This window comes from Chryseobacterium vrystaatense, assembly GCF_000737765.1.
Taxonomy (GTDB): Bacteria; Bacteroidota; Bacteroidia; order Flavobacteriales; family Weeksellaceae; genus Chryseobacterium; species Chryseobacterium vrystaatense.
Map to the genome: position 1 here is coordinate 16,931 of NZ_JPRI01000012.1, position 21,196 is coordinate 38,126.

Genomic DNA, 21,196 nt, shown 5'->3' on the forward strand with positions numbered 1-21,196 from the left:
CTTGCCAGGGATCATTATCCTGCCTATTCTTCCCTATCGGATACACGCTGTATGCACGCTCGGCTACAGCACGAATCGTTTATTGTGGTTTTAGGAAGGAAATCAGCTATCAGAAAACAGATTTACCGGAAAAACAGCTAAGCCACGACGAAAGGGGCCGTGGTTTGGGGATCACCTACTCTATTTTGTAAATAACAATGCACTCCCCTCGTCAGTTATCACAATGACAAAATCTTCATTTTGTTCAGGCATAATTCTTATGGGCCTTATATCCTGATTTCTGACATAATCAAGCAGGTCTTTTTTGGTTGAAAGGACAATTTTTCCTTTTATGATTTTCTTCTTTCCCTTATATACGACCCTGTCATGGATGACGTAATATGTTATCCGGTAATTTAATTCGGTCTCTAAGCAAACCGCTGGATCTGTGAAAGCGATAAAATTATTTAAGCTTAAAACCTCTTCAGTTTTTTGAAAAACAGTTTCTGCGTCTGTCGACTCACTGATTTCCTGATGCTTTAGGTTTAAAAATGCATACATATCACTTAATTTTTTGTTACCTCCACGAATTCATTTCATAGTTTGAAAAGTTCATTTTCATATCTTCTATCCTTTCTTCCAGAGCTTTAAGGCCTATCTGCAGATAGGTTTCCTTCTCGGATTCGTTCAGGGTGTACATGACATCGAATCCCGGAGCCGGTTTACCAATGGGAACAGATACTGTAATATGGCTGCCCTCTTCATCAATATAATAGTGCCACTCTTTTTTTTCCAGTATTTTTTTTCCGTTCATTGTTTCAATTGATTTTGAATACATCATTTTGTATTAATTTTGGGTGAATCTACTTCCTCACGCCTTGTTATAACAAACCCCTTCTAAAAACAGCATGTGTCTTCCCGGCTGATATTCTCCACAGGAAAACAGGTAGAATGCATCATTTTTCTTTAGATAATAAATTTCTAACCCCTTTTCAGAGGTATACTTTTCAATAAAACTATTGATGAAATTGAATTTGCATTCTTTAATAATGGCACCAAAACTCCTATCTCCTATTTTTTTTTTTAATTCTCTTAATGGATTGTCATAAAAATCACTGAATTTGAACTTTTGATTTCCAATTTCAAAAACTTCTTTTACACCTGCTGCTTCATCTCCATCATATAATTTCTGCTTAATGATTTCAATGTTTTCCATCATAGCGGGATATAATGAGATTCCCCAAACGGCATCCTGCAACATATTAGCATACTCTGAATCGGCTTCCTCGCCAAGAAAATTCCTTACGACCATTACAGCCATTGGATATTTTTGATAAGCTTCCTCTTCCGTGTACACTGTATGATCTTCAATTACAGTTTTCTTTATATCCATTAACTGATTGTAAAAAGAAATGTTCAGGGAACTATTTGGGAATTGTTCATATTCTTCTTTTGCCTGTGTTAAAGCTTTTTCAACAATTTCACGGTAGTACTTTTTGGTTAACCGGTCTTCTAAATCTGTATACATTGGTCTGTTCTTATCCATTGAAACTTTTCTCTGCTTCTTCTATATTATAAGCAATCCGGCTATCCTGACCGATCAAAGGTCTAAAAACATCCAGGTATTTCCTCCCTATATTTTTGTCATAATGAACCAGTACGGGAAGCAGCTGGCTGGCCTGGTAATCCCTTTTGTTTTCCAGGGCAGTTTGCATGGCCTGTTCTATTTGCTTTAAAAGTGGGCTGCAGTCTTTCTGTAAGAGAAAGGCCTTTAGATGAGATTCAAAAAACCGGGTGCCATACAGCTCTAAAAATTGCCTGATATAAGGATATAACTCCTGTTCGCTTTTCCCGTTGAATGTTGAAATATATAATGCATCGGTAATCACATCATACCCATTGTCTTCATCATGGAGTCTGTGAGGTTCAAAGCTTTCTTTTTCGTCCCATTTTTCGGCAATGAAACGATCAAGGAGTTGAAATCCTTCCGGTACAGACCATGCGAGTAAAATAAGCATTGCCTGATACGCAATATACCGGTCTTCATGCTGAAGAAGATGTTTTAATTGTTGAACCCGGTCAAAATCTATTTTTTTAAGGAGCTGTACTTCATTCAAATCGTGGCCTTCGTATCCTTCTTCATTGTAGTAATACAGGAGTTCATGGAATTCGTTATTCATTTCATTAGCTTTTATATGTGGTTTGAATAGTACCCAAAATATCCAATACCAGATTTTAAAAATACAAACTTTCTTTTTACTACATGCTTTTATTTTAAAACACTTGAGTAGACTTAAGAAAGTTTAATATCCTACCGCACACAAAAGTTCTTTAGAAGAAAATCAATGATTTTCAAAAAACTTAGGTGTACTTGATATCCGCAAAGCTTGAAACTTAAAATAACTAAAGCGTTAAAGATCCATTGTGACTTTTACCTCCGTTGAATCTTCGATTTGCATGTAAATAAAATAGCTTAAACAGTTTGATACATGATTCAGATTAAACCACCACTACTTCCAGCAAATTAGATATTCCGCCTAAAAAATTAAAAGTAAGATAAAATTTTTCATGTCTTACGATCCTGTATGAAATTCCTTTGAAAGATAAAAGCATTTCTCCATCTTCTTCTACAATCTTAGCCGACAATTCAAAATGTCCGGTTTCACTGGGAGCCAATAGATCAGCGGGTACATCATCACCGGTATAGATCGGGGACATAAAAGATCGCTCATAGGGCTCGACCTGCTCATTCTTTGCATTGAAAAACCTTACCGCATTCCTAGCCAATCCACCCGTTTCATTATAAAAGTAAAAAGTACGGTCTTTATCGGTATCGTTAGTCATTTCTACATACAGTGTAAATCGGTTTTCTTCAAGGTGGTAAGAAATAGTCAGTTTCATAGGTTTAGTTTTTTTTACAAGATATAGCGGTTTTTTTGGAGATAAAAATGAGAAACTTCTAAAAACAGAAACTTCGCTTATCTATTTTTATGATTTATTTATCTTTAAAATACTCTTCTAGACTCCATTCATCAGTGGGTTCTACATAACGCTCTATTTTTACTGGTGTACCCAAATTATGTAAACGTAAGCTTTTGTCTTCATCACCTCCATAAAATTTCCATTGGCGTGTATCCGGCGCAATACCCATTTTGGCTATTATTTTTAGATTCCGTTCTATTTCTGCCACTAAAAAACAATTTGTCAGCTTTTTTGTGCCAGTGCCTGGATTAGGAATAGAAACATAACTTGCCCAAACTGTATGATATTTTTCATGAGTATATTCACTTATTTTGAATAAATGACGAGAAGCTGGATATGATGGATTATCTTCATAAAATATATCTGGTTTAGGGTTTATTAATGTAGGTAAACCAAAACCAACAGTAATATCATTCATATAAGATTTTATTTCCTCAGCCAATTGATTATAATTATCAAATTGTCCTTTTTTTCCACCTAAATAGATTGTTTCCTGTTCTTTTTTAAATAAAAAATCTAATAATTCTTTAACTGCTTTCATTGCTATTCTATGCTAAATAAATTATTCATCCAAATATTACTATCTGTTATTTCACAAGTGTGGTTTAATATTATCAATCAAACCTACTCAACTAGTTTATTTTTGATTTTTATTTCTGCCATTTTACTTTACTCAAAAATATCAGTATAATCTTCCAATCCTTTTATAAATTCAGTAAAGGAGGACGCTACAAATTCTAATTCCACTTCTGAATAATGTACAAAGATACTTCCGTAATTTGCTTCATCCAAAGACATCGCGAGATATCCAGTATCTGTTTTGCCAATACTAATATATTTTTCCGGTAAATAATCACTCTTTTTTACTTGAATAGAGTCTCCATATTTTATCGGAAAAAAATAAGAAAGATTGATACCGCCATCTGATCCACCAAAATACATGTAATAACTTAATGGAGATCCTCCATTCCATTTTAGCATATGTGCTTTATAATCTTGGGGTAAGGATAATCCTATTTCTACTTCAAACTCGTTGAGCTCTTCTTGTGTGATAGGTGTATTTTCTATCTCAAAACTAATCATATTCTTATATTTAGTTAGTTAATCTTTAAAACGGTTTTTTATTTTTAGAATAGAAGTTCGCTTATGCATTTTTATCATTTATTTATCTTTTAATTACTCTTCTAAACTCCATTCATCAGTGGGTTCTACATAATGTTCTATTTTTATTGTTCTACCCAAATTATGTAAACGTAAGCTTTTGTCTTCATTGCCTCCAACGAATTTCCATTCTTTAGCATCCGGGTAAGAACTCTTTTTTGGATGGCTCATAAAAATGATCAGAAAATGGAGAAATTATTTTACCTTTAATATTAAACTCTACTTTGCGTTCAATATCAAAATCGTACTGATTTTCACAGTAAATATTCAGCTCTTTTTCTACAAATTCATTATATTTTTTAATATCATCTTTGTCCCTTTGTAAATGAACAGCTATCTGCTCTTTTTCAAAACCTTATCTAAAAATATTTTGATTTTTTCCATTGTCTTTCAATATTAAATAATTTATTCAACCAAATATGATTATGTATTGGTTCAGATGTATACACTACTGTATGTTTAATCTTCCGCACGGAAAATTAAACCAGCTTCAATAAGATTGTAGAATTTATAGTTATGCCTCAGCAATAATAATTTTATAAAGATAATTTTTTTGAGAAAATGCTTTGAAAATAAAAAGGTCACACGATACAACCGTATGATAAGTAAAATTAAAAAAACCGCACGAAAGGCTTCGTGCGGCGTTGACAGGACCTAATTGCCCTCTTTTTATTTAAAATGTATAGGTAACATCTTTTCCACGAAATCCAATTAATCTGTTAATCTTTACTATAGAATTTGTAATAAATCTATATGAATTAAGGACTTCAACAGATGGTATGTATCTTTGAAGCCCATTATCCACAAAATAAATTTTACCATTAGCACCATCCTGTATTAATCGGGCATTGGCGTCTATATTTTCTCCTCTTGGTCCTATATAATCCTCAATATTTACTTTTATAGGCACCATAGCAATGAGCTTTTTGGCAACTTCAGGATCTTCAAAACGCCTTAATCTGCTTTCAAAAACAACATATACCTGTCCCGTAGCAATATCCTGTAAAGTCTTTCCGTCATGAATCCTCACATCGGTAGCAACCGTATTGTCTTTTAGGTAAAAAGCAACTCCCTCATATACAAAGTCAAATTTTCCATTTCCCAATTCATTAAAGTCTCTTGTATAAAAGTGAGATTTAGTTTTGTTTCTAAAATACCTGTAGATTGGAAAACTTCCAGGCTCATCGCTGGGATAACTTTTGCCAATCGTATTGTTTTTTCTCCATCCATTATGTCCGTTGAATTCACTCGGATTAGTCGTTAATACATAATCTTCATTAAGTTCATTAAACCAGCCAGTGATTTCCGCACCACCTCCATCTGCTGAACCTAAATACCTGTCCAGGTAGTAATAGTAGGCTCCAGGCTGAGTGCGCGGCAACATGTCTGTGCGACTATATGGAGAATATAAATGTTTTTTGGTATGATCGCTGTAAAAACCATAAATCGCATTATTAGGAAATGAATTCTTTAGCCAGATACCAGTTGATGGAAGTTCTGTATCTACATCTCCTTCACCTCTAAAACCTCCTCTAGCTGCCTGTTTCAAATCTCCATTCATGGCTGATGGGTTGAGCTGATCTCCATTTTGCAGATCATCATTTGTTCCTGAACAACTTGCTAAACCTATAAGACATAATCCTATAAAGTATATTTTTTTCATTTAAAAATTTTTTGCAAAGATATACTTATTTCACATATTGGTGGTATTTTATTTTAAATTAACAATAATAAGTTTTATTTAAATTTTTATAGACGAATTAAATAATATTTAACAAATTTACGCTACTTTTTTATCATTATGATAAGTTTCATTTAAACACAGATAAAAAAAACCTTCGCTCGTTACCGTACAAATTCTTTCGTATGGCAGCGGGCAACATTCAGTCTTAAAGAAAGTGACGATGTCGCTGATGAAGCGCCTGGATAAAAACACGATTCATCGGATCATCATAGATTGATTATCTCTTTGCTTCCTAAACTATGCATTGCTTAAATAAGCCTTTGCGTCTATAAAATTTCTACTATTACAGATACCCTAGCTTTTATTTTAAACGCAAAGTTTTTATTTCCAGACCGTTCCAGTTTTAAGGAAAGCAAAGAAGGCGACTATGTCGCTGATGAAGGACTGGAGAAAACACACGCTTCATCAAATCAATCATAGATTGATTATCTCTTTGCTTCCTAAACTATGCATTGCTTAAATAAACCTTTGCGTCTATTAAAATTTCTACTATTACTTATACCATAGCTTTTATTTTAAACGCCAAGTTTTTATTTACAGACCGTTCCAGTTTTAAGCAAAGCAAAGAAGGCGACTATGTCGCTGATGAAGCAACTGGATAAAACGCACGCTTCATCGGATCATCATAGATTGATTATCTCTTTGCTTCCTAAACTATGCATTGCTTAAATAAACCTTTGCGTCTATAAAATTTCTACTCTATTAATTATTCATTCTTCACTATTCACTATTCATTCATCTTCATTTCCCTCTCCTTTCAAGAATCAGGTGCGCTGCATCCAGCATTTTCGTCAGATGAATGTACGGACTTACCATATTCCTTTCCGGTACATGATCATAAGCACCCAGTGAGAAATAGATCATCCCGGACATAAAATAATCAAACTCTTCGATGCTGTATTCCTGGAATGCTTTTTTAAAGACTAACAAAGGGTTATGGTATTCCTTCTCCGAAAGCAGTCCCAGAAGTAATGGAAAACCATTTTCGAGCTGAATATTAACTCGCCTCTTCTTTTTCGTCAATGTGATGAGGTAACCTGCACGGACAAACGACTGCATCGACTCGCGAAAGAGAAAGATGACAGATGGATCTTCTTTTATCCATGTATTTTTCTTTACCGCGTAATTCATAATACTGTTTAATTTCTCTTTGGATGCTGCCAGATCATTGAGCTGAAAAAATGTCTCCATCAGCTTTAGCCCGGAGTGTTTTTTGCCCACTGCCCCCAACCGGGACCGAAATGCTGTTCTATTCTTTTTCATGAGTTTGTATTTTTATAAAGTAATTCTATAAGGACGGGGTTATTGTTTTTATTGGTAGACCTGTTTAAACATTTACAGGTTACCAATTCTTTAAGCACAATGATATTCATACAATCTATCATTTTAAAACACTTTAGATCACTTAAGAAAGTTTAATATCCTACTTCATCAATAAGTTCACTCCAGAAGAAAATCAATGATTTTCAAAGCTTGTACGTACTTCGTATCCGCAAAGCTTAAAACTTATAATAACTAAAGTGTTCAAAAACTTTTGTGACTTTTAATTCCGTTAAATCTTCGATTTGTGGTTAGATAAAACCCTATAAAAGAGTGACCATACAACCTTTTGTTCCTTCTACCTCCATTGAATATTCAATTTTTGTTTTACATAATAGTTTAAACAAACGTAGTTGTAAAAAGCAAGGAAGTCCTGCCAGTGCTGAACTTCCCGCCCATACAAGACAAAAATAAATTATGATAAACTTTGTGTTTTTCTGAAAGCCCGAAGGCCGCAATGGATTGTACACCCCATTGTAACGCGTCATGATACTTTATGCGGTAAAGCGGGCTTAGAAAATGAGAATTGTAGAAAAGCAGAACGGCATGAAATAAAAACGGCATGGGACTCTACAATATCCATTCTGAGGTACTGGTATACCTTACACACAGATAAGAGAGAACCCACGCCTAGGTCGTGAGCTTCCTGCTTATCATCTCGTGTGTTAAAAATTACCAGTTTTCAGAATGAGACTCTAAGCAATAGCTTCTAATATTCGTTGAAGTATCGCAAAATTACTTTAATAAGTAATCTTTTCCAAATATATATAAAAAACCAAATGTAAACCAAATGGATTACAATAATTTTTATCAAATATTCTAAAATTGTTAAATGAGCAGCCTTAGTAATGACGATATTGAACTTAGAAATCAGATAACTCAAAGATTAATTGATCTGAGAAAGTCTACCGGATTAAATCAAAGTGATTTCGCCAAACTTCATGATATTGATAGACAACAAGTAAACAGATGGGAAAGTTTTGAAAGTGAACGAGGTGTTACTATTTATACTATAAAAAAAGTTTGTACACTTTTAAGAATCACATTACAAGATTTTTTTAATGATCCTTTATTTAAATAAATACTGACGAGAGTTGGAATTTTTTTATGCACAAATTGTCGAAGATTCGACGAATATCTTTATTTGAAATCTTTGAGAAATTCCATGAAAATACTGATTGAAATTTTAGAATGTCTTTTATTTTTGACATGCTCCCGCACGAATCCTTCGTGTGGTTTCAATATTACAAATCAAACATTCTAAAAACACTATCCAAAAAAGTATATAAGTTATAAAATAAAGGCTCAGATTATAAAATCCAAGCCTTAATTTTTGTTGATTCCCTTAACGGCATCATTTCTTTTTCACAGTGCTGATTATTAATCCAGCTTAAAAAAGAAATACACTACCGCTGCCCATTCTTTTTTGATGCCTTTGGCATAGCCAATCGTGCTGCGACTGCTGCTTTCTACCGTTCCATCGTCTTTGATGTAGCCAATGGTGGAACGGCTGCTGTTTTCTACAGTGCCGTCTTTTTTAACGTAACCTACCGTAGAACGGCTTTTGTTTTCTATGGTCCCATCGCTTTTGATGTAACCGATGGTCGAGCGGCTTTTATTTTCAATCGTTCCGTCTGACTTGATATAACCGACGGTAGAACGGCTGCTGTTTTCAATGGTTCCGTCCGATTTGATGTAACCCTTTGTACTGCGGCTTCCCGACTCTATCGTCTGAGCACTTGCCATGCAAAGCCCTAAAAGAAGGCAAGAAATGATTCCTATTTTTTTCATGATTTTAAAATATTAATGAGGTTATTATTTTTAGTTTTTGATGTCTTAAAAATATTGATTAGTTTCTTAAGAATAGCACCACTTACCAACAAGTGGCGCTGTTTTTTAATGTATGTATTATGAGTATTTACTTTGGTACATTCTCCTTAAAAAAACAGGATGATCAGAATTTTAAATTTCCATCAATCTGGCTTTTACAATTTATCGTTTGATAATTTTTACTGTTTTTACGAAGCCATTAGCTGCATTTACACTCACCTGATAAACTCCTGATAACAGAGCAGAAACATCAACCGTTCCTTCAGCAGCATTGATTGCTTTTGTAAGGACAGGCTTCCCTGCGGTATTGTACACCGTTACCGAAAGAATCTTTTGATCAAGCGACACTGTAAGAATATCCTGAACAGGATTCGGATAGACTTTCAGCTGATCCACCTTCGCTGAAATTTCATTAACAGTCTTTGCTGAAACTCCATTAACAACTACAATCGCTGCAGGACAGGCAACAGGCGTAAAAATTTTCCTTTGAATATTGGTCCCATCTCCTATCGTTCCCCAGGTATTGTGACCACTGATGGCTAAAAATCCATTAGCATTTACAGCCAGTGTATTACTACCTCCTGCTGCAATACTTCCCCAATTGGAAGCTGTTCCAATACGCATCGGTGCAGATCTGTGGGTCTCTGTACCATCTGCTAATTGCCCCGAAGCATTATGTCCCCATGTCCAGAGACTTCCATCTGTTTTAGTGGCAATAACAGAACCATTAAAGTTGGTGTTAATACTTCTCCAGTTTGCTTCTGTTCCTACCTGTGTCGGGATATTCCTTGAACCAGTACTTCCGTCACCTAACTGGCCCCATTTATTATCTCCCCATGTCCAAAGCGTTCCGTCTGTTTTGATGGCTATCGAATGGGTTCCTCCTTCATCAATATCTTTCCAATTTGTTGCTGTTCCTATTTGAACAGGAAAAGTGCTTGCTGCAGAAGTACCATTACCTAACTGTCCTTTGGAATTATCTCCCCAGGCCCATAGCGTTCCATCTGTTTTTATGGCGAGTGTATGATTTCCTTTGGATGTGGCAGTTAGCCAGTCTGTTGCTATTCCTATTTGTACCGGTAAGGTTTTATTGACCGTTGTGCTATCTCCTAACTGTCCTTTGGAATTACCTCCCCAACTCCACAGTGTTCCATTTGATTTTATAGCTACTGTATGACTATACCCAGCGGCAACACTTACCCAGTCTGTTGCTGTTCCTACCTGTGTTGGCGTATTTCTCTTGGTTGTAGTTCCGTCCCCTAACTGTCCCCACGAATTATGCCCCCAGGTCCATAACGTTCCATCTGCTTTAATTCCTGCCGAATAATTACTTCCGGCAGCTATTTTCACCCAATTATTGGCTGTTCCTATGGGTGTTGGCTTATTTTTATCAATATTGGTTCCATCTCCCAACTGTCCATTAACATTATCCCCCCAAGCCCATAATGTTCCATCTGCTTTGAGTCCTATCGAATGAAAATTGCCAGCTGCCGCACTTTGCCAGCAGCCGGTTTCAGTTGTGGGAAGTGTGGTAAAGGATCCTCCCGCTATCCAATCTACCCAGCTGAATCCGCAATCAGGCGCCACCCACCAATAATAAGTGGTATCTGGTAATAAATTGGTCAAATTGACAGTTGTAGAAGGCGTAGCTCCATCATTCCCTCCAATAGAAGGATTGGTGCTGTACAGATACAGATATCCGTTACCCGGAGTCTGCGTTGCTGCGGTCCAGTTAATAGTAGCCTTTGAAGAAGTAACATTGGTTGCTGCCAATGGTGTGGGAGGAATACAAACCCCTGGGCAATCAATAGAAATAAATGTATATTTATTATTGTTAACGGTATTGGTCGTAGACGTTCCATCACCCAGCTGGCCGTAATTATTTACTCCACAAACCTTTAAAGAACCATCAATAGTTTTTACAAGCACATGATTTTTCCCGGGAAAAATCTGTACGTTGTCTGTAGAAGATCCTACCTGTACAGGTGATGATCCACCACTGACTGATCCACTGGTACCATTACCCAATTGTCCATAATAATTATATCCCCATGACCAAAGGCTGCCATCTGCTCTTGTTGCAAATGTAGCCCCATTTCTGGCAGCTGCATTGAGCCAGTTGGTTGCTGTTCCTATTTGGGTAGGAATATTGTTTCTGACAGTCGTTCCATTGCCTAATTGTCCATAAACATTCGAACCCCATGTCCATAGCGTCCCATCTGTTTTGACCCCTACCGTATAACCATCTGAAGCATCTACAGTTTTCCAGTTGGTATCGGTTCCGATTTGCGTAGGGATCATTTTTACAATTTTAGTTCCATCTCCTAATCGCCCGTCAAAATTTGTTCCCCAGACCCATAATGTCCCATCTGTTTTGAGTCCCGCAGAATAATTATTTCCGGCATCAACGCTTTTCCAATCCGTAGCGGTTCCGATTTGTATTGGGGTCTTTTTTGCAATTTTAGTTCCGTCACCTAATTGCCCGTCACTATTATTCCCCCAAGCCCATAATGTTCCATCTGTTTTGAGTCCTGCCACATGATTTTCTCCTATGCTGACACTCTGCCAGTTGTTGGCTGTTCCCACCTGTATTGGAATTCTTTTTGAAACAGTAGTTCCGTCACCTAACTGTCCATAATCATTATCTCCCCATGCCCACAGTGTTCCATCTGTTTTGATAGCAAAAGTCTGGTCATTGCCGGCAATAACAATTTTCCAATCTCTTAATGTTCCTATTCGGGTCGGGACCTTTTTGCCGTTGACGTTTAGGTCGGCCAGTTGCCCGGAGAAATTAACTCCCCAGCCCCACAATGAGCCGTCTGTTTTTATTCCTACTGAATGGTCATTACCTGCACCAAGACTTTGCCAGCATTGGGCAAAGGAATGCAAACTGATGAATACAAATAACAAAAGTATTTTTCTCATATTTTAATTTTTGTCATATTTTCCTACTCGTATAGCTTTTCGGTTACGCTTCGTTGAAATATTTTCTTAAATCCAATTGAAAAAAACGACAGCTAAAGTAGATTCCCCTTAGCTGCCGCAATACATTTTTAATACTTATCGTTTGATGACTTTCACTGTTTTCACATAGTCATTCGCTGCATTTATTTTAACCAGGTAAACTCCTGATGGTAACGCAGAAACATCCATTGTTCCTTTGGTATCATTGATTGCTTTGGTAAGCACCAGCTGTCCTGATGCATTGTAAACCGTTACCAAAAGAATCTTTTGATCAAAAGAAACTGTTAAGTGATCCTGTACCGGATTTGGATAGACTATCAGTTGATCTGCTTTTGTTGATATTTCCTGAGTGGTTAAATTACCATTCGTACCACAGGAAACCATGCCAAATATTTTTTTACCAACATAAGTTCCGTCTCCCAACTGTCCGAAATTACCAGCCCCACAGCTTGACAAATGTCCATTTACATTAATCGCAAATGTACTATACTCCCCTGCTGCTGCACTTTTCCTGTTTGTACCACTTGGGATAAGGATCGGTGTAGGTCTGTTAGTGGTAGTTCCATCTCCTAATTGGCTAACATTATTGCTTCCCCAGGCCCAAAGAGTACCATCTGTTTTTATTCCTGTAGTATGTGCATATCCTAGATCAAAGCTTTGCCAGTTATTTTCTGTTCCGATTTGACCCGGAACCAATCTGTCAGTGGTCGTTCCGTTACCTAATTGTCCTTCTGTATTTCTTCCCCAGCTCCAAAGGGTGCCATCTGTTTTCAATCCAACTGAATAAAAGAAGCCAAGTCCTACTTTCTGCCAGTTGCTGGCTGTTCCTATCTGAACAGGAGTAGAGTTTCCGGAAGTCGTTCCATCTCCCAATTGTCCAAAACCATTATTACCCCAGCCCCAAAGGGTTCCATTTGTTTTGATGGCTAGTGTATGGGCGAATCCGGCCCCCACAGTCTTCCAATTGGTATCAGTGCCTATTTGTGTAGGTATATTTTTATTGATATCGGTACCATCTCCTACCTGTCTATTATTATTCTTTCCCCAGCCCCAAAGGGTTCCGTTTGCTTTTATAGCCAACGAATGAGCTCCTCCTGCTGCAATGCTTACCCAGTTTGTTGCTGTTCCTATTTGCTTGGGAGTATTGCTATTGGCGAGAGTTCCGTGTCCAAGCTGTCCATCATCATTTTTTCCCCAGGACCAAAGAGTCCCATCTGCTTTGATCGCCAACGTATGGTAATCTCCGGCAACTGCCTGTACCCAGTTATTTCCGGTTCCTACTTTTCCCGGGATATTTTTGGAACCTGAGGATCCATCCCCTAATTGACCAAACAGACCATTACCCCATGTCCAAAGGGTACCATCTGATTTTATCGCTACTGAATATCCGCCTGCCGAACTGACGCTTTCCCAGCAGCCCGTTGTATTATCAGAAAGTGTAGTGAATGGAACACCTGGTGCCCAACTACTTTGGTTCGTTCCGCAATGAGAGGCTACCCACCAATAATACGTTGTATTGGGTAATAAATTGCTCACATTGGCCGTGGTAGAAAAAGTACTTTTATCCGGACCTCCTATCGTTGGACTCGTACTGTACATATATATATATCCGCCTGTGGTAGCTGATGCTGCCGCCCAGTTAAGGGTAGCAGATTGGGAAGTCACATTGGTAGTCCAGAATTGTGATGGAGCATTACATACGGAAGGACAAGCAACAGTAATATATGCTTTTCTCTGATCATAAGTTCCATCTCCTAATTGGCCGCCAGTATTTTGACCACCTGCTCTCACAAAACCGTCGGCATTTAAATTCAGGATATGATTTGCTCCTGCAGCAATTAGAACATTATCTGAAGGAACAGCTACTTGTGTTGGAGTTGATTGATACCCTGCTACACCGTTCCCCAACTGCCCATACAGATCACTTCCCCATGCCCAAAGGCTGCCATCTGTTTTAAGTGCATATGAAAAATGATATCCTAACGACATTTTTGACCAATTGGTGGCAGTGCCTATTTGTGTTGGAGTGCTTTTATTAACATTAGTTCCATCTCCCACCTGTCCATCAAAATTATATCCCCATGCCCAAAGAGTTCCATTGGTTTTGATGGCCATAGAATGCCCGAAACCAGCAGCTGTAATTTTCCAGTCAGTAGCTGTCCCGATTTGAACAGGGCTAAATCTATAGGTTGTAGTTCCATCTCCCAATTGTTTATAGGTATTGTTTCCCCATGCCCAAAGAGTACCATTTGTTTTGGTGGCAATTGCATGCCCCATGGCTCCTATTGCAATACTTTCCCAATTCGTTGCAGTTCCGATTCGGGTAGGTACGTTTTTATCTATATTTGTACCATCTCCTAATTGGCCAACACTATTGTTTCCCCATGCCCAAAGGGTACCATCTGTTTTAATGGCTAATGTTTCGGCAAGTGCTGTAGTTATAGTTTTCCAATTATTCGCAGTTCCAATTTGTACAGGAACAGTCATATCTGTTGATGCTCCGTTACCTAATTGTCCATAAGTATTTCTTCCCCATGCCCAAAGGGTACCATCTGTTTTGATAGCAAAATTGTGATAATCTCCGGCAACTATTTTTAGCCAATCATTACCCGTTCCTACTTGTACCGGAACGTTTCTTAGGGTAGTAGATCCATCCCCCAATTGACCGTAAGTATTAGCTCCCCATGTCCAAAGAGTACCATCTGTTTTTATGGCTACAGAATGAAAATAACCTGCACTAATTTCCTTAAAGCAACCCGCAGGAGCTGGAGATCCTACATTAATAACATTTCTGAAAACAGGTCCCCAAACTCCCGTATTGTCTTTGATACGGACATTAAATACATGCAAACCATTAGATGGTAAAGCAATTCCTGTTTTGGTCAATTGCTCATAAGCACTGTTGAAATTCCCATCAGCGGCCAATACCGGAGTTCCGTTTCCTGCTCCTGGATCGGTATCCCAAAAATACTCGGCCTGAGATATGGTCATTAGCGTAGATGTCGGATTTTGCTGAACATCAATAACGTTCGTAAAAACAGGTCCCCAAACGCCTGTATTATCTTTGATACGCACAGAAAGTTTGTGCAAACCATTACCCGGTGTGGTAACCCCTGTTTTGGTCAGTTGTTCAAACGCGCTGTTAAAGCTTCCATCAGTGGCCAATACCGGAGTCCCGTTTCCTGTTCCCGGATCATTATCCCAGAAATATTCAGCCTGGCTTACGTACATTTGTGCCCAGCACCATGTTGCCATAAACAAAGCGATTATACTATAGATATATTTGTTCATCTTTTTGTATGATTAAAAATTATTTAGAAAAACCAGATCCGCTGATGCTTAATGTACCACTGCTGACTGTTCTTGGAGTTATCAGATAGTTTACCTGAGCTCTCCCGCCGTTATCTATCGGCCAATAATTAGCCCAGCTGTTGGAGCCTCCATAATGTCCCGCATCGTTTCTTGTTAAATCTAAATCGGTGTATTTTACGTCAGGATTTCCGGCATTTGCATTCATACCCGTTACGGTGTATGCTGTATTGTCAAAGTTCATATTCACTGATCCTGAATTGTTGCTTTGGGTCATATTCCCCTGGGTTACAAACGGATTGGCAAATACATTGTAACTGGCTGTCACATTTACATTATTATGATCGTTTTGAATACAGACATTGCTTTGACCCGGCACAAAAGAAACAGCATTGTTCATGATGGTAAGGTTTCCTGTATTTGTAAGACTGTTATCATATAAGCCAACATAAAAAACAGCTGGATAAAAGTTAGCGGCAGCAGGCCTATAAACTGTATTGTTAATGATTTCGTTAGAACTTCCTGTTTTAATACCCCGTATTAAAAAAGTTTCACAAAAGTTATTGTGGAATTTAAAAGTATAATAGGGCTGAGAGTTAGCTATCGCTCCTGTAGATATATTACCATAAACCTCAGCATCAGATGTGGCCATGGAGGTTTCTGTCTGGAAAGAATAGACGGTGATAAACGATGCTTTGTTTGCCGTACATATTCCATGGGAAAACTGCAAAGGTCCACTAACTTTACAACCGGAAGTATTGGTCGTAGTATTGGCGGTAGTGGTAGAAACACTAATCAAGTCACAGTTCAAAAGATTGATTGTCGTTCTTCCTCCAACTGCTGCTCCGGTTGTCAGTAAACCATTAATAGAATTTATTGTATTGAGATTACTAATGGTAACCACTCTTCCCGCTGCGAGGTCAATACTAACACCTCCCTGAACGATGTATTTGTTATAAGCGGTTTCGGAAACAAAAGTAAGGGATTTGTTGATCGTTAGATTTTCTACATAAGCTGTTCCATTTATTTTAGGTTGAATAATGATGCGGTCTCCGTCTGAAGCGGCTGTAATCGCTGCACTTATCGTTGAATAAGCTCCTCCTGCGCCGGCATTTCTGACGTATAAATCTGCTGCAAAAGCCATAGTGCTGGATAGGCCTGTGAAGGCCATGATTAATAGTTTTTTTGTCATAATCGTATAAATGATTTAATATTTAGATATACTTTGATTTTTAAAATAGAATGGTAAAGAATAGTACCACTTAAAAATAAGTGGCACTATTTTGAAAGATTTCAAATCTCTGAAAATCTTATGGTATTACAATTTTAAGGCTTAACGCTTCATCACTTTTACCGTTTTCACAAAGTCATTGGCTGCATTTATTTTAACCAGATAAACTCCTGATGATAAAGCAGAAAAATCAATGGTTCCTTTAGTATCGTTGACCGCTTTCGTAAGCACAAGTTGTCCTGCTGCATTGTAAACCGTTACCAAAAGAATCTTTTGATCAAACGAAACCGTTAAATAATCCTGTACCGGATTTGGATAGACTTTCAGCTGGTCTGCTTTTGCTGAAACGTCATCCACTTTCAGGATTGTACTTGGTGTACAGGCAACAGGAACGAAGATTTTCTTCTGAATATTGGTCCCATCTCCTAACTGCCCGTAAGTATTACTGCCACTGCTTATTAAAAATCCATTGGTATTAATAATAAAGGTATTGTACATATTGGCAGAAATACTTCTTCTGTCGGTGGCTGTTCCTATTTGTGTGGGAACCGACTTACCAATGATCGTTCCGTCACCCAGCTGACCGGTGAAGTTAGCGCCCCATGCCCAAAGTGTTCCATTGGTTTTTAAGGCTACCGAAGAATGATAATATCCGCCTGCAATACTGCTCCAGTTTGACTCCTGTCCGATTTGTACCGGAGAAAGTCTGTTGGAAGTGTCCGGTGCATCACCAATCTGGCCATATTGGTTAGCTCCCCAGCCCCACAGTGTTCCATCAGTTTTTATGGCTAATGAATGCAAATGTCCGCCACTGATACTTTTCCAGTTGGTAGCCACTCCTATCTGTACAGGCGTATTTTTGTTGGTCGTAGTGCCGTCACCCAGCTGGCCATGTGAATTATTTCCCCATGTCCACAGCGTTCCGTTTGTTTTGATGGCCAAAGTCTGCTGTGATCCTGGTACGATAACCTTCCAGTCATTTGCTGTTCCGATCTGTACAGGCGTCGATCTATTTACGTTGGTACCATCTCCCAATTGTCCGTCATTATTTTTACCCCAGCCCCAAAGCGTTCCATTTGCTTTGATGGCCATTGCAAAATTATCTCCGCTGGCAATTTGAGTCCAGTCTGTTGCTGTTCCTATCTGTGTTGGAGTCGTTTTATATCCTGTTCCATCTCCTAACTGTCCGAAATCATTTTTCCCCCATGCCCATAGTGTTCCATCTGTTTTCAGAGCCACTGTATGGTCGTATCCAGCTGCTATTTTCACCCATTTATTTGAAGTTCCGATTTGTTTTGGGGCACTTTGAGAAGTCATAGTTCCATCTCCCAATTGTCCATTTGAATTAATTCCCCATGTCCATAATGTTCCGTCTGCTCTTAATCCTACAGTATGCACAGATCCAGGAATCACCATTTGCCAACAGCCTGTTTCAGCTGTAGCGAGGGTTTTGAAGGAGCCACCCGGAATCCAGTTACTTTGGCTGGACAGACAATCGGATGCCACCCACCAGTAATAAGTGGTATCAGGTAACAGGTTGGCAAGATTTGCTGCAGTAGCAACAGTTCTTCCATCGATACCGCCAACAATTGGGCTGGTACTGTAAAAATATACATACCCTGACGCTGGAGTAGCTCCGGCTCCTGTCCACTTAATTGTAGCTGTTGAAGAAGTAATATTGGAACTGTAAAGCTGACTTGGAGGGCTACAGACTGACGTACAGCTAATCGTAACGAATACTTTTTTGTTTTGATTGGATCCGTCTCCTAACATTCCGTCACCGTTGCTTCCGGAACCTTTTAAAAAGCCATCATTAGTAAGCGCTAAAGTATAGTAGGCTCCTGCAACAATCATTTTATAATCATTCTCGTTTCCAAAAGAAATCCATGGGCTGTCACTGGTTGTGTTATTAGCAAACTGTCCCAAAGAATTGTATCCGCAGTAAAACATATTCCCCGTTGTTGCTATTCCTACCGTATGATAGGCTCCTGCAGAAATGCTTTGAATTCCGTCAGCCACAAGCGTGGGTACTAATCTGTTGGTCGTGGTACCATCTCCTAATTGTCCGTAGTTGTTTTGCCCCCAGGTATAAAGTAATCCATTTTCTTTTCTGGCTACAGAATGGAAAAACCCTGAAACCGTATTTGCCCATCCTGTCTCTGTTCCCACCTGAGCGGGTACATTTCTATTTGTCGTTGTATTATCACCAAGCTCTCCGGAAGAATTCCCTCCCCATGACCAGAGCGTCCCGTTGGTTTTGATCGCCAGGGAAACACTAAATCCTGCTGAAGCACTTTGCCAGTTGCTCTCAGTACCTACTTGAGTAGGAACATTCTTACCCGTGTTGGTTCCATCACCTAGCTGACCAGATCCGTTATTTCCCCATGCCCAAAGCGTTCCATTCGTCTTTATGGCCAATGCATGATTGGATCTTATGCTGAAGTCCTTCCAGTCGTTAGCTGATCCAATCTGTACAGGTACAGTTCTATCGATCGTGGTTCCGTCACCTAACTGACCATTTCCGTTTTTCCCCCAGGCCCAAAGTGTTCCATCTGTTTTCAATCCCATTGAAACGCCGGATCCTAAAGCAATTTTTTTCCATTTATTATCTGTTCCAATTTGGACCGGAGCGTTCTTTGAAACAATGGTTCCATCTCCTAACTGCCCGGAACTGTTGTAGCCCCATGCCCAAAGTGTTCCGTCCGTTTTTATTCCCATCGAATGGGTATCGCCTGCCGCTATGCTTTGCCAACATCCTGTAATGGCAGATCCCTGTACATCAATCACATTTCTAAAAACAGGCCCCCAGACTCCCGTATTGTCTTTGATACGGACATTAAATACATGTAGTCCGGCAGCTGGTAAAGCGATACCTGTTTTAGTCAGCTTTTCATAGGTACTGTCAAAATTTCCATCGGTAGCCAGTACCGGAGTTCCGTTTCCGGCTCCCGGATCGGTATCCCAGAAATATTCCGCCTGCGAAAGAGCCATCACAGAAGACACTGTATTTTGCTGAACATCAATAACGTTGGTGAAGACTGGTCCCCAAACGCCTGTATTATCTTTGATACGGATGCTTAATTTGTGTAAACCGTTACCAGGAGCGCTTACCCCCGTTTTGGTCAGCTGTTCAAAAGCACTGTTGAAACTTCCGTCGGCCGCCAGAACAGCGGTGCCGTTTCCGGCTCCCGGATCGGTATCCCAAAAGTACTCGGCCTGGCTTACGAACATTTGTGCAGGGCACAAAGTGATCATAAGCAAAGCGATGATACTGTAAATATAATTTCTCATAAAGTTCTCGTTGTACGATTAAAGATTATTTGGAAAAACCTGATCCAGTGATATTTAAAGTACCGCTACTGATGGATCTGGGAGTTAACAGATAGTTTACCTGTGGTTTCCCACCTGCATCTGTCGGCCAGTAATTAGCCCAGCTGTTGGAACCTCCGTAATGCCCGGCATCATTTCTCGTTAAATCTAAATCGGTATAGGAAGTGGCTGGATTTCCTGCATTCGCGTTCATCCCGGCTATGGTGTAGGCAGTATTATCAAAGTTCATATTAACCTGCCCTGAATTATTGCTCTGGGTTATATCACCCTGCGTTACAAAAGGATTGGTAAATAAATTATAACTCGCGACCACACTAACCGTATTGGTCGCATTATTAATACACGCCGTAATTGGACCTGCCGCAAAAGAAGCAGCATTGTTCATAATGTTAATATTTCCCGTAACGCTACCATTTACGCTAATGTAAAAAGGGGCAAAGTCTCCGGGATTCGTGCTGTACACTGTATTGTTAATAATTTCACCAGAACCACCGGATTTAAAATTGCTAACAATAAAACCGGTACAAAAATTATTGTAGAATCTAAAATTATAATTGAGTTGTGCATTCGAAATTCCGGATTCAGATATATTACCATACACCTCAATATCTGAATTGGCAAGACTGGTATCAGGAGCCTGAGAATACAGGTTGATATAATTCGCTTTATTAGAAGTACATCTTCCGTGGGAGAAGATCAGCCTTTCTCTAATTTTGCTGCCTGAAATGTTGGTGGTCGTATTGACCTGGTAAGTAAAAACATTATGCAGATCACAATTCAGAAGGTTGATGGTCGTTCTTCCTCCTGTGGCTGATCCACTGGCCTCTACAATATACCCCCCGGTAGTGCCCGAGCTCAGACTGCTGATGGTGATGACTCTCCCCGCTGCAGGGCTGATGGTAATGTTTCCCTGAATGATATATTTGTTATAATTGGTTTCCGAAACAAACGTAAGTGATTTGTTGATCGTCAGGTTTTCTACGTACGCTGTCCCATTTGTTTTGGGCTGGATAATGATCCGGTCGCCGTTAGAAGCTGCCGTGATCGCTGCACTTACTGTAGAATAAGCACCGCCGGCTCCGCCATTTCTTACATACAGATCAGCTGCAAATGCCGTTGTACTGATTAAGCCTGTCAAGGCAATGGTAAATAGTTTTTTTGTCATGATAGTGTAAAGAATAAATGGTTTAATATTTAGATATATTTTTGATTTCAAATATTTCACTTCGTTGAAACAGTTGCAGAAGCCCCTAAAAAGCAATCTGCTTTTAAACTGTTCCCGATGCATATGTTATTGATTGAAAACGATTTTTTATCAGCCAGGATTGACTGCTGTAATACAATTT

At 38.9% G+C, this 21,196-nt stretch carries 17 protein-coding genes; 1 reads left to right on the forward strand and 16 read right to left on the reverse strand.

Going from position 1 to position 21,196, the window contains the following annotated elements; translation table 11 throughout:
* Positions 1-180: 180 nt before the first annotated feature.
* From IW16_RS22440 to IW16_RS22480, 10 genes are all read right to left on the reverse strand, one after another.
* Positions 181-540 (reverse strand): RNA-binding protein, encoded by a 360-nt coding sequence (locus IW16_RS22440; protein ID WP_034750045.1) that lies wholly within the window; start codon positions 538-540, stop codon positions 181-183.
* A gap of 16 nt (positions 541-556) precedes the next feature.
* A complete protein-coding gene (locus tag IW16_RS22445; RefSeq protein ID WP_131327964.1) occupies positions 557-820 on the reverse strand; it encodes a hypothetical protein in 264 nt (87 codons plus the stop codon).
* A 30-nt stretch (positions 821-850) separates the two neighbouring features.
* Complete coding sequence (locus tag IW16_RS25935; RefSeq protein WP_051890625.1) at positions 851-1,525, reverse strand: hypothetical protein; 675 nt, start codon at positions 1,523-1,525, stop codon at positions 851-853.
* Positions 1,518-2,159: a hypothetical protein gene (locus IW16_RS22455; RefSeq protein WP_034750050.1), complete on the reverse strand. Its 642-nt coding sequence runs from the start codon at positions 2,157-2,159 to the stop codon at positions 1,518-1,520. The genes IW16_RS25935 and IW16_RS22455 overlap by 8 nt, the downstream gene beginning before the upstream one ends.
* Before the next feature lie 319 nt (positions 2,160-2,478).
* Entirely contained in the window at positions 2,479-2,880 is a 402-nt protein-coding gene (locus IW16_RS22460; RefSeq protein ID WP_034750053.1) for a hypothetical protein, read from the reverse strand.
* A gap of 94 nt (positions 2,881-2,974) precedes the next feature.
* The gene (locus IW16_RS22465; protein WP_034750056.1) at positions 2,975-3,502 is read right to left on the reverse strand and encodes a hypothetical protein; all 528 of its coding nucleotides are present in this window, start codon (positions 3,500-3,502) and stop codon (positions 2,975-2,977) included.
* Positions 3,503-3,630: 128 nt separating this feature from the next.
* Positions 3,631-4,044, reverse strand: a complete 414-nt coding sequence (locus IW16_RS22470; RefSeq protein ID WP_034750059.1) for an SMI1/KNR4 family protein — start codon at positions 4,042-4,044, stop codon at positions 3,631-3,633.
* Positions 4,045-4,137: 93 nt separating this feature from the next.
* Positions 4,138-4,293: a hypothetical protein gene (locus IW16_RS26780; RefSeq protein WP_165572028.1), complete on the reverse strand. Its 156-nt coding sequence runs from the start codon at positions 4,291-4,293 to the stop codon at positions 4,138-4,140.
* Between the two features lie 502 nt (positions 4,294-4,795).
* Positions 4,796-5,785, reverse strand: a complete 990-nt coding sequence (locus IW16_RS25940) for a hypothetical protein (RefSeq protein ID WP_051890627.1) — start codon at positions 5,783-5,785, stop codon at positions 4,796-4,798.
* 822 nt (positions 5,786-6,607) lie between these two features.
* Complete coding sequence (locus tag IW16_RS22480; protein WP_034750062.1) at positions 6,608-7,129, reverse strand: hypothetical protein; 522 nt, start codon at positions 7,127-7,129, stop codon at positions 6,608-6,610.
* A gap of 889 nt (positions 7,130-8,018) precedes the next feature.
* Between IW16_RS22480 and IW16_RS22485 the strand changes: the two genes are divergently transcribed.
* Complete coding sequence (locus tag IW16_RS22485; RefSeq protein ID WP_034750065.1) at positions 8,019-8,267, forward strand: helix-turn-helix transcriptional regulator; 249 nt, start codon at positions 8,019-8,021, stop codon at positions 8,265-8,267.
* 299 nt (positions 8,268-8,566) lie between these two features.
* Here IW16_RS22485 and IW16_RS22490 read toward each other — a convergent pair whose 3' ends face one another.
* From IW16_RS22490 to IW16_RS22515, 6 genes are all read right to left on the reverse strand, one after another.
* Positions 8,567-8,977 (reverse strand): 5-fold beta-flower protein, encoded by a 411-nt coding sequence (locus tag IW16_RS22490; protein WP_034750068.1) that lies wholly within the window; start codon positions 8,975-8,977, stop codon positions 8,567-8,569.
* Between the two features lie 201 nt (positions 8,978-9,178).
* The gene (locus tag IW16_RS22495; protein WP_034750071.1) at positions 9,179-11,941 is read right to left on the reverse strand and encodes an RCC1 domain-containing protein; all 2,763 of its coding nucleotides are present in this window, start codon (positions 11,939-11,941) and stop codon (positions 9,179-9,181) included.
* 135 nt (positions 11,942-12,076) lie between these two features.
* A complete protein-coding gene (locus IW16_RS22500; RefSeq protein ID WP_084694602.1) occupies positions 12,077-15,271 on the reverse strand; it encodes an RCC1 domain-containing protein in 3,195 nt (1,064 codons plus the stop codon).
* 19 nt (positions 15,272-15,290) lie between these two features.
* A complete protein-coding gene (locus IW16_RS22505; RefSeq protein ID WP_131327965.1) occupies positions 15,291-16,481 on the reverse strand; it encodes a right-handed parallel beta-helix repeat-containing protein in 1,191 nt (396 codons plus the stop codon).
* A gap of 141 nt (positions 16,482-16,622) precedes the next feature.
* A complete protein-coding gene (locus IW16_RS22510) occupies positions 16,623-19,811 on the reverse strand; it encodes an RCC1 domain-containing protein (RefSeq protein ID WP_084694603.1) in 3,189 nt (1,062 codons plus the stop codon).
* Positions 19,812-19,836: 25 nt separating this feature from the next.
* Entirely contained in the window at positions 19,837-21,015 is a 1,179-nt protein-coding gene (locus tag IW16_RS22515) for an autotransporter outer membrane beta-barrel domain-containing protein (RefSeq protein ID WP_034750083.1), read from the reverse strand.
* Between the last annotated feature and the right edge of the window lie 181 nt (positions 21,016-21,196).

Excerpts from the sequence above, each read along its gene's own strand:
- IW16_RS22440 (WP_034750045.1), bottom strand. The coding sequence starts at position 540 with ATGTATGCATTTTTAAACCTAAAGCATCAGGAAATCAGTGAGTCGACA.
- IW16_RS22445 (WP_131327964.1), bottom strand. The coding sequence starts at position 820 with ATGATGTATTCAAAATCAATTGAAACAATGAACGGAAAAAAAATACTG.
- IW16_RS25935 (WP_051890625.1), bottom strand. The coding sequence starts at position 1,525 with ATGGATAAGAACAGACCAATGTATACAGATTTAGAAGACCGGTTAACC.
- IW16_RS22455 (WP_034750050.1), bottom strand. The coding sequence starts at position 2,159 with ATGAATAACGAATTCCATGAACTCCTGTATTACTACAATGAAGAAGGA.
- IW16_RS22460 (WP_034750053.1), bottom strand. The coding sequence starts at position 2,880 with ATGAAACTGACTATTTCTTACCACCTTGAAGAAAACCGATTTACACTG.
- IW16_RS22465 (WP_034750056.1), bottom strand. The coding sequence starts at position 3,502 with ATGAAAGCAGTTAAAGAATTATTAGATTTTTTATTTAAAAAAGAACAG.
- IW16_RS22470 (WP_034750059.1), bottom strand. The coding sequence starts at position 4,044 with ATGATTAGTTTTGAGATAGAAAATACACCTATCACACAAGAAGAGCTC.
- IW16_RS26780 (WP_165572028.1), bottom strand. The coding sequence starts at position 4,293 with ATGAGCCATCCAAAAAAGAGTTCTTACCCGGATGCTAAAGAATGGAAA.
- IW16_RS25940 (WP_051890627.1), bottom strand. The coding sequence starts at position 5,785 with ATGAAAAAAATATACTTTATAGGATTATGTCTTATAGGTTTAGCAAGT.
- IW16_RS22480 (WP_034750062.1), bottom strand. The coding sequence starts at position 7,129 with ATGAAAAAGAATAGAACAGCATTTCGGTCCCGGTTGGGGGCAGTGGGC.
- IW16_RS22485 (WP_034750065.1), top strand. The coding sequence starts at position 8,019 with ATGAGCAGCCTTAGTAATGACGATATTGAACTTAGAAATCAGATAACT.
- IW16_RS22490 (WP_034750068.1), bottom strand. The coding sequence starts at position 8,977 with ATGAAAAAAATAGGAATCATTTCTTGCCTTCTTTTAGGGCTTTGCATG.
- IW16_RS22495 (WP_034750071.1), bottom strand. The coding sequence starts at position 11,941 with ATGAGAAAAATACTTTTGTTATTTGTATTCATCAGTTTGCATTCCTTT.
- IW16_RS22500 (WP_084694602.1), bottom strand. The coding sequence starts at position 15,271 with ATGAACAAATATATCTATAGTATAATCGCTTTGTTTATGGCAACATGG.
- IW16_RS22505 (WP_131327965.1), bottom strand. The coding sequence starts at position 16,481 with ATGACAAAAAAACTATTAATCATGGCCTTCACAGGCCTATCCAGCACT.
- IW16_RS22510 (WP_084694603.1), bottom strand. The coding sequence starts at position 19,811 with ATGAGAAATTATATTTACAGTATCATCGCTTTGCTTATGATCACTTTG.
- IW16_RS22515 (WP_034750083.1), bottom strand. The coding sequence starts at position 21,015 with ATGACAAAAAAACTATTTACCATTGCCTTGACAGGCTTAATCAGTACA.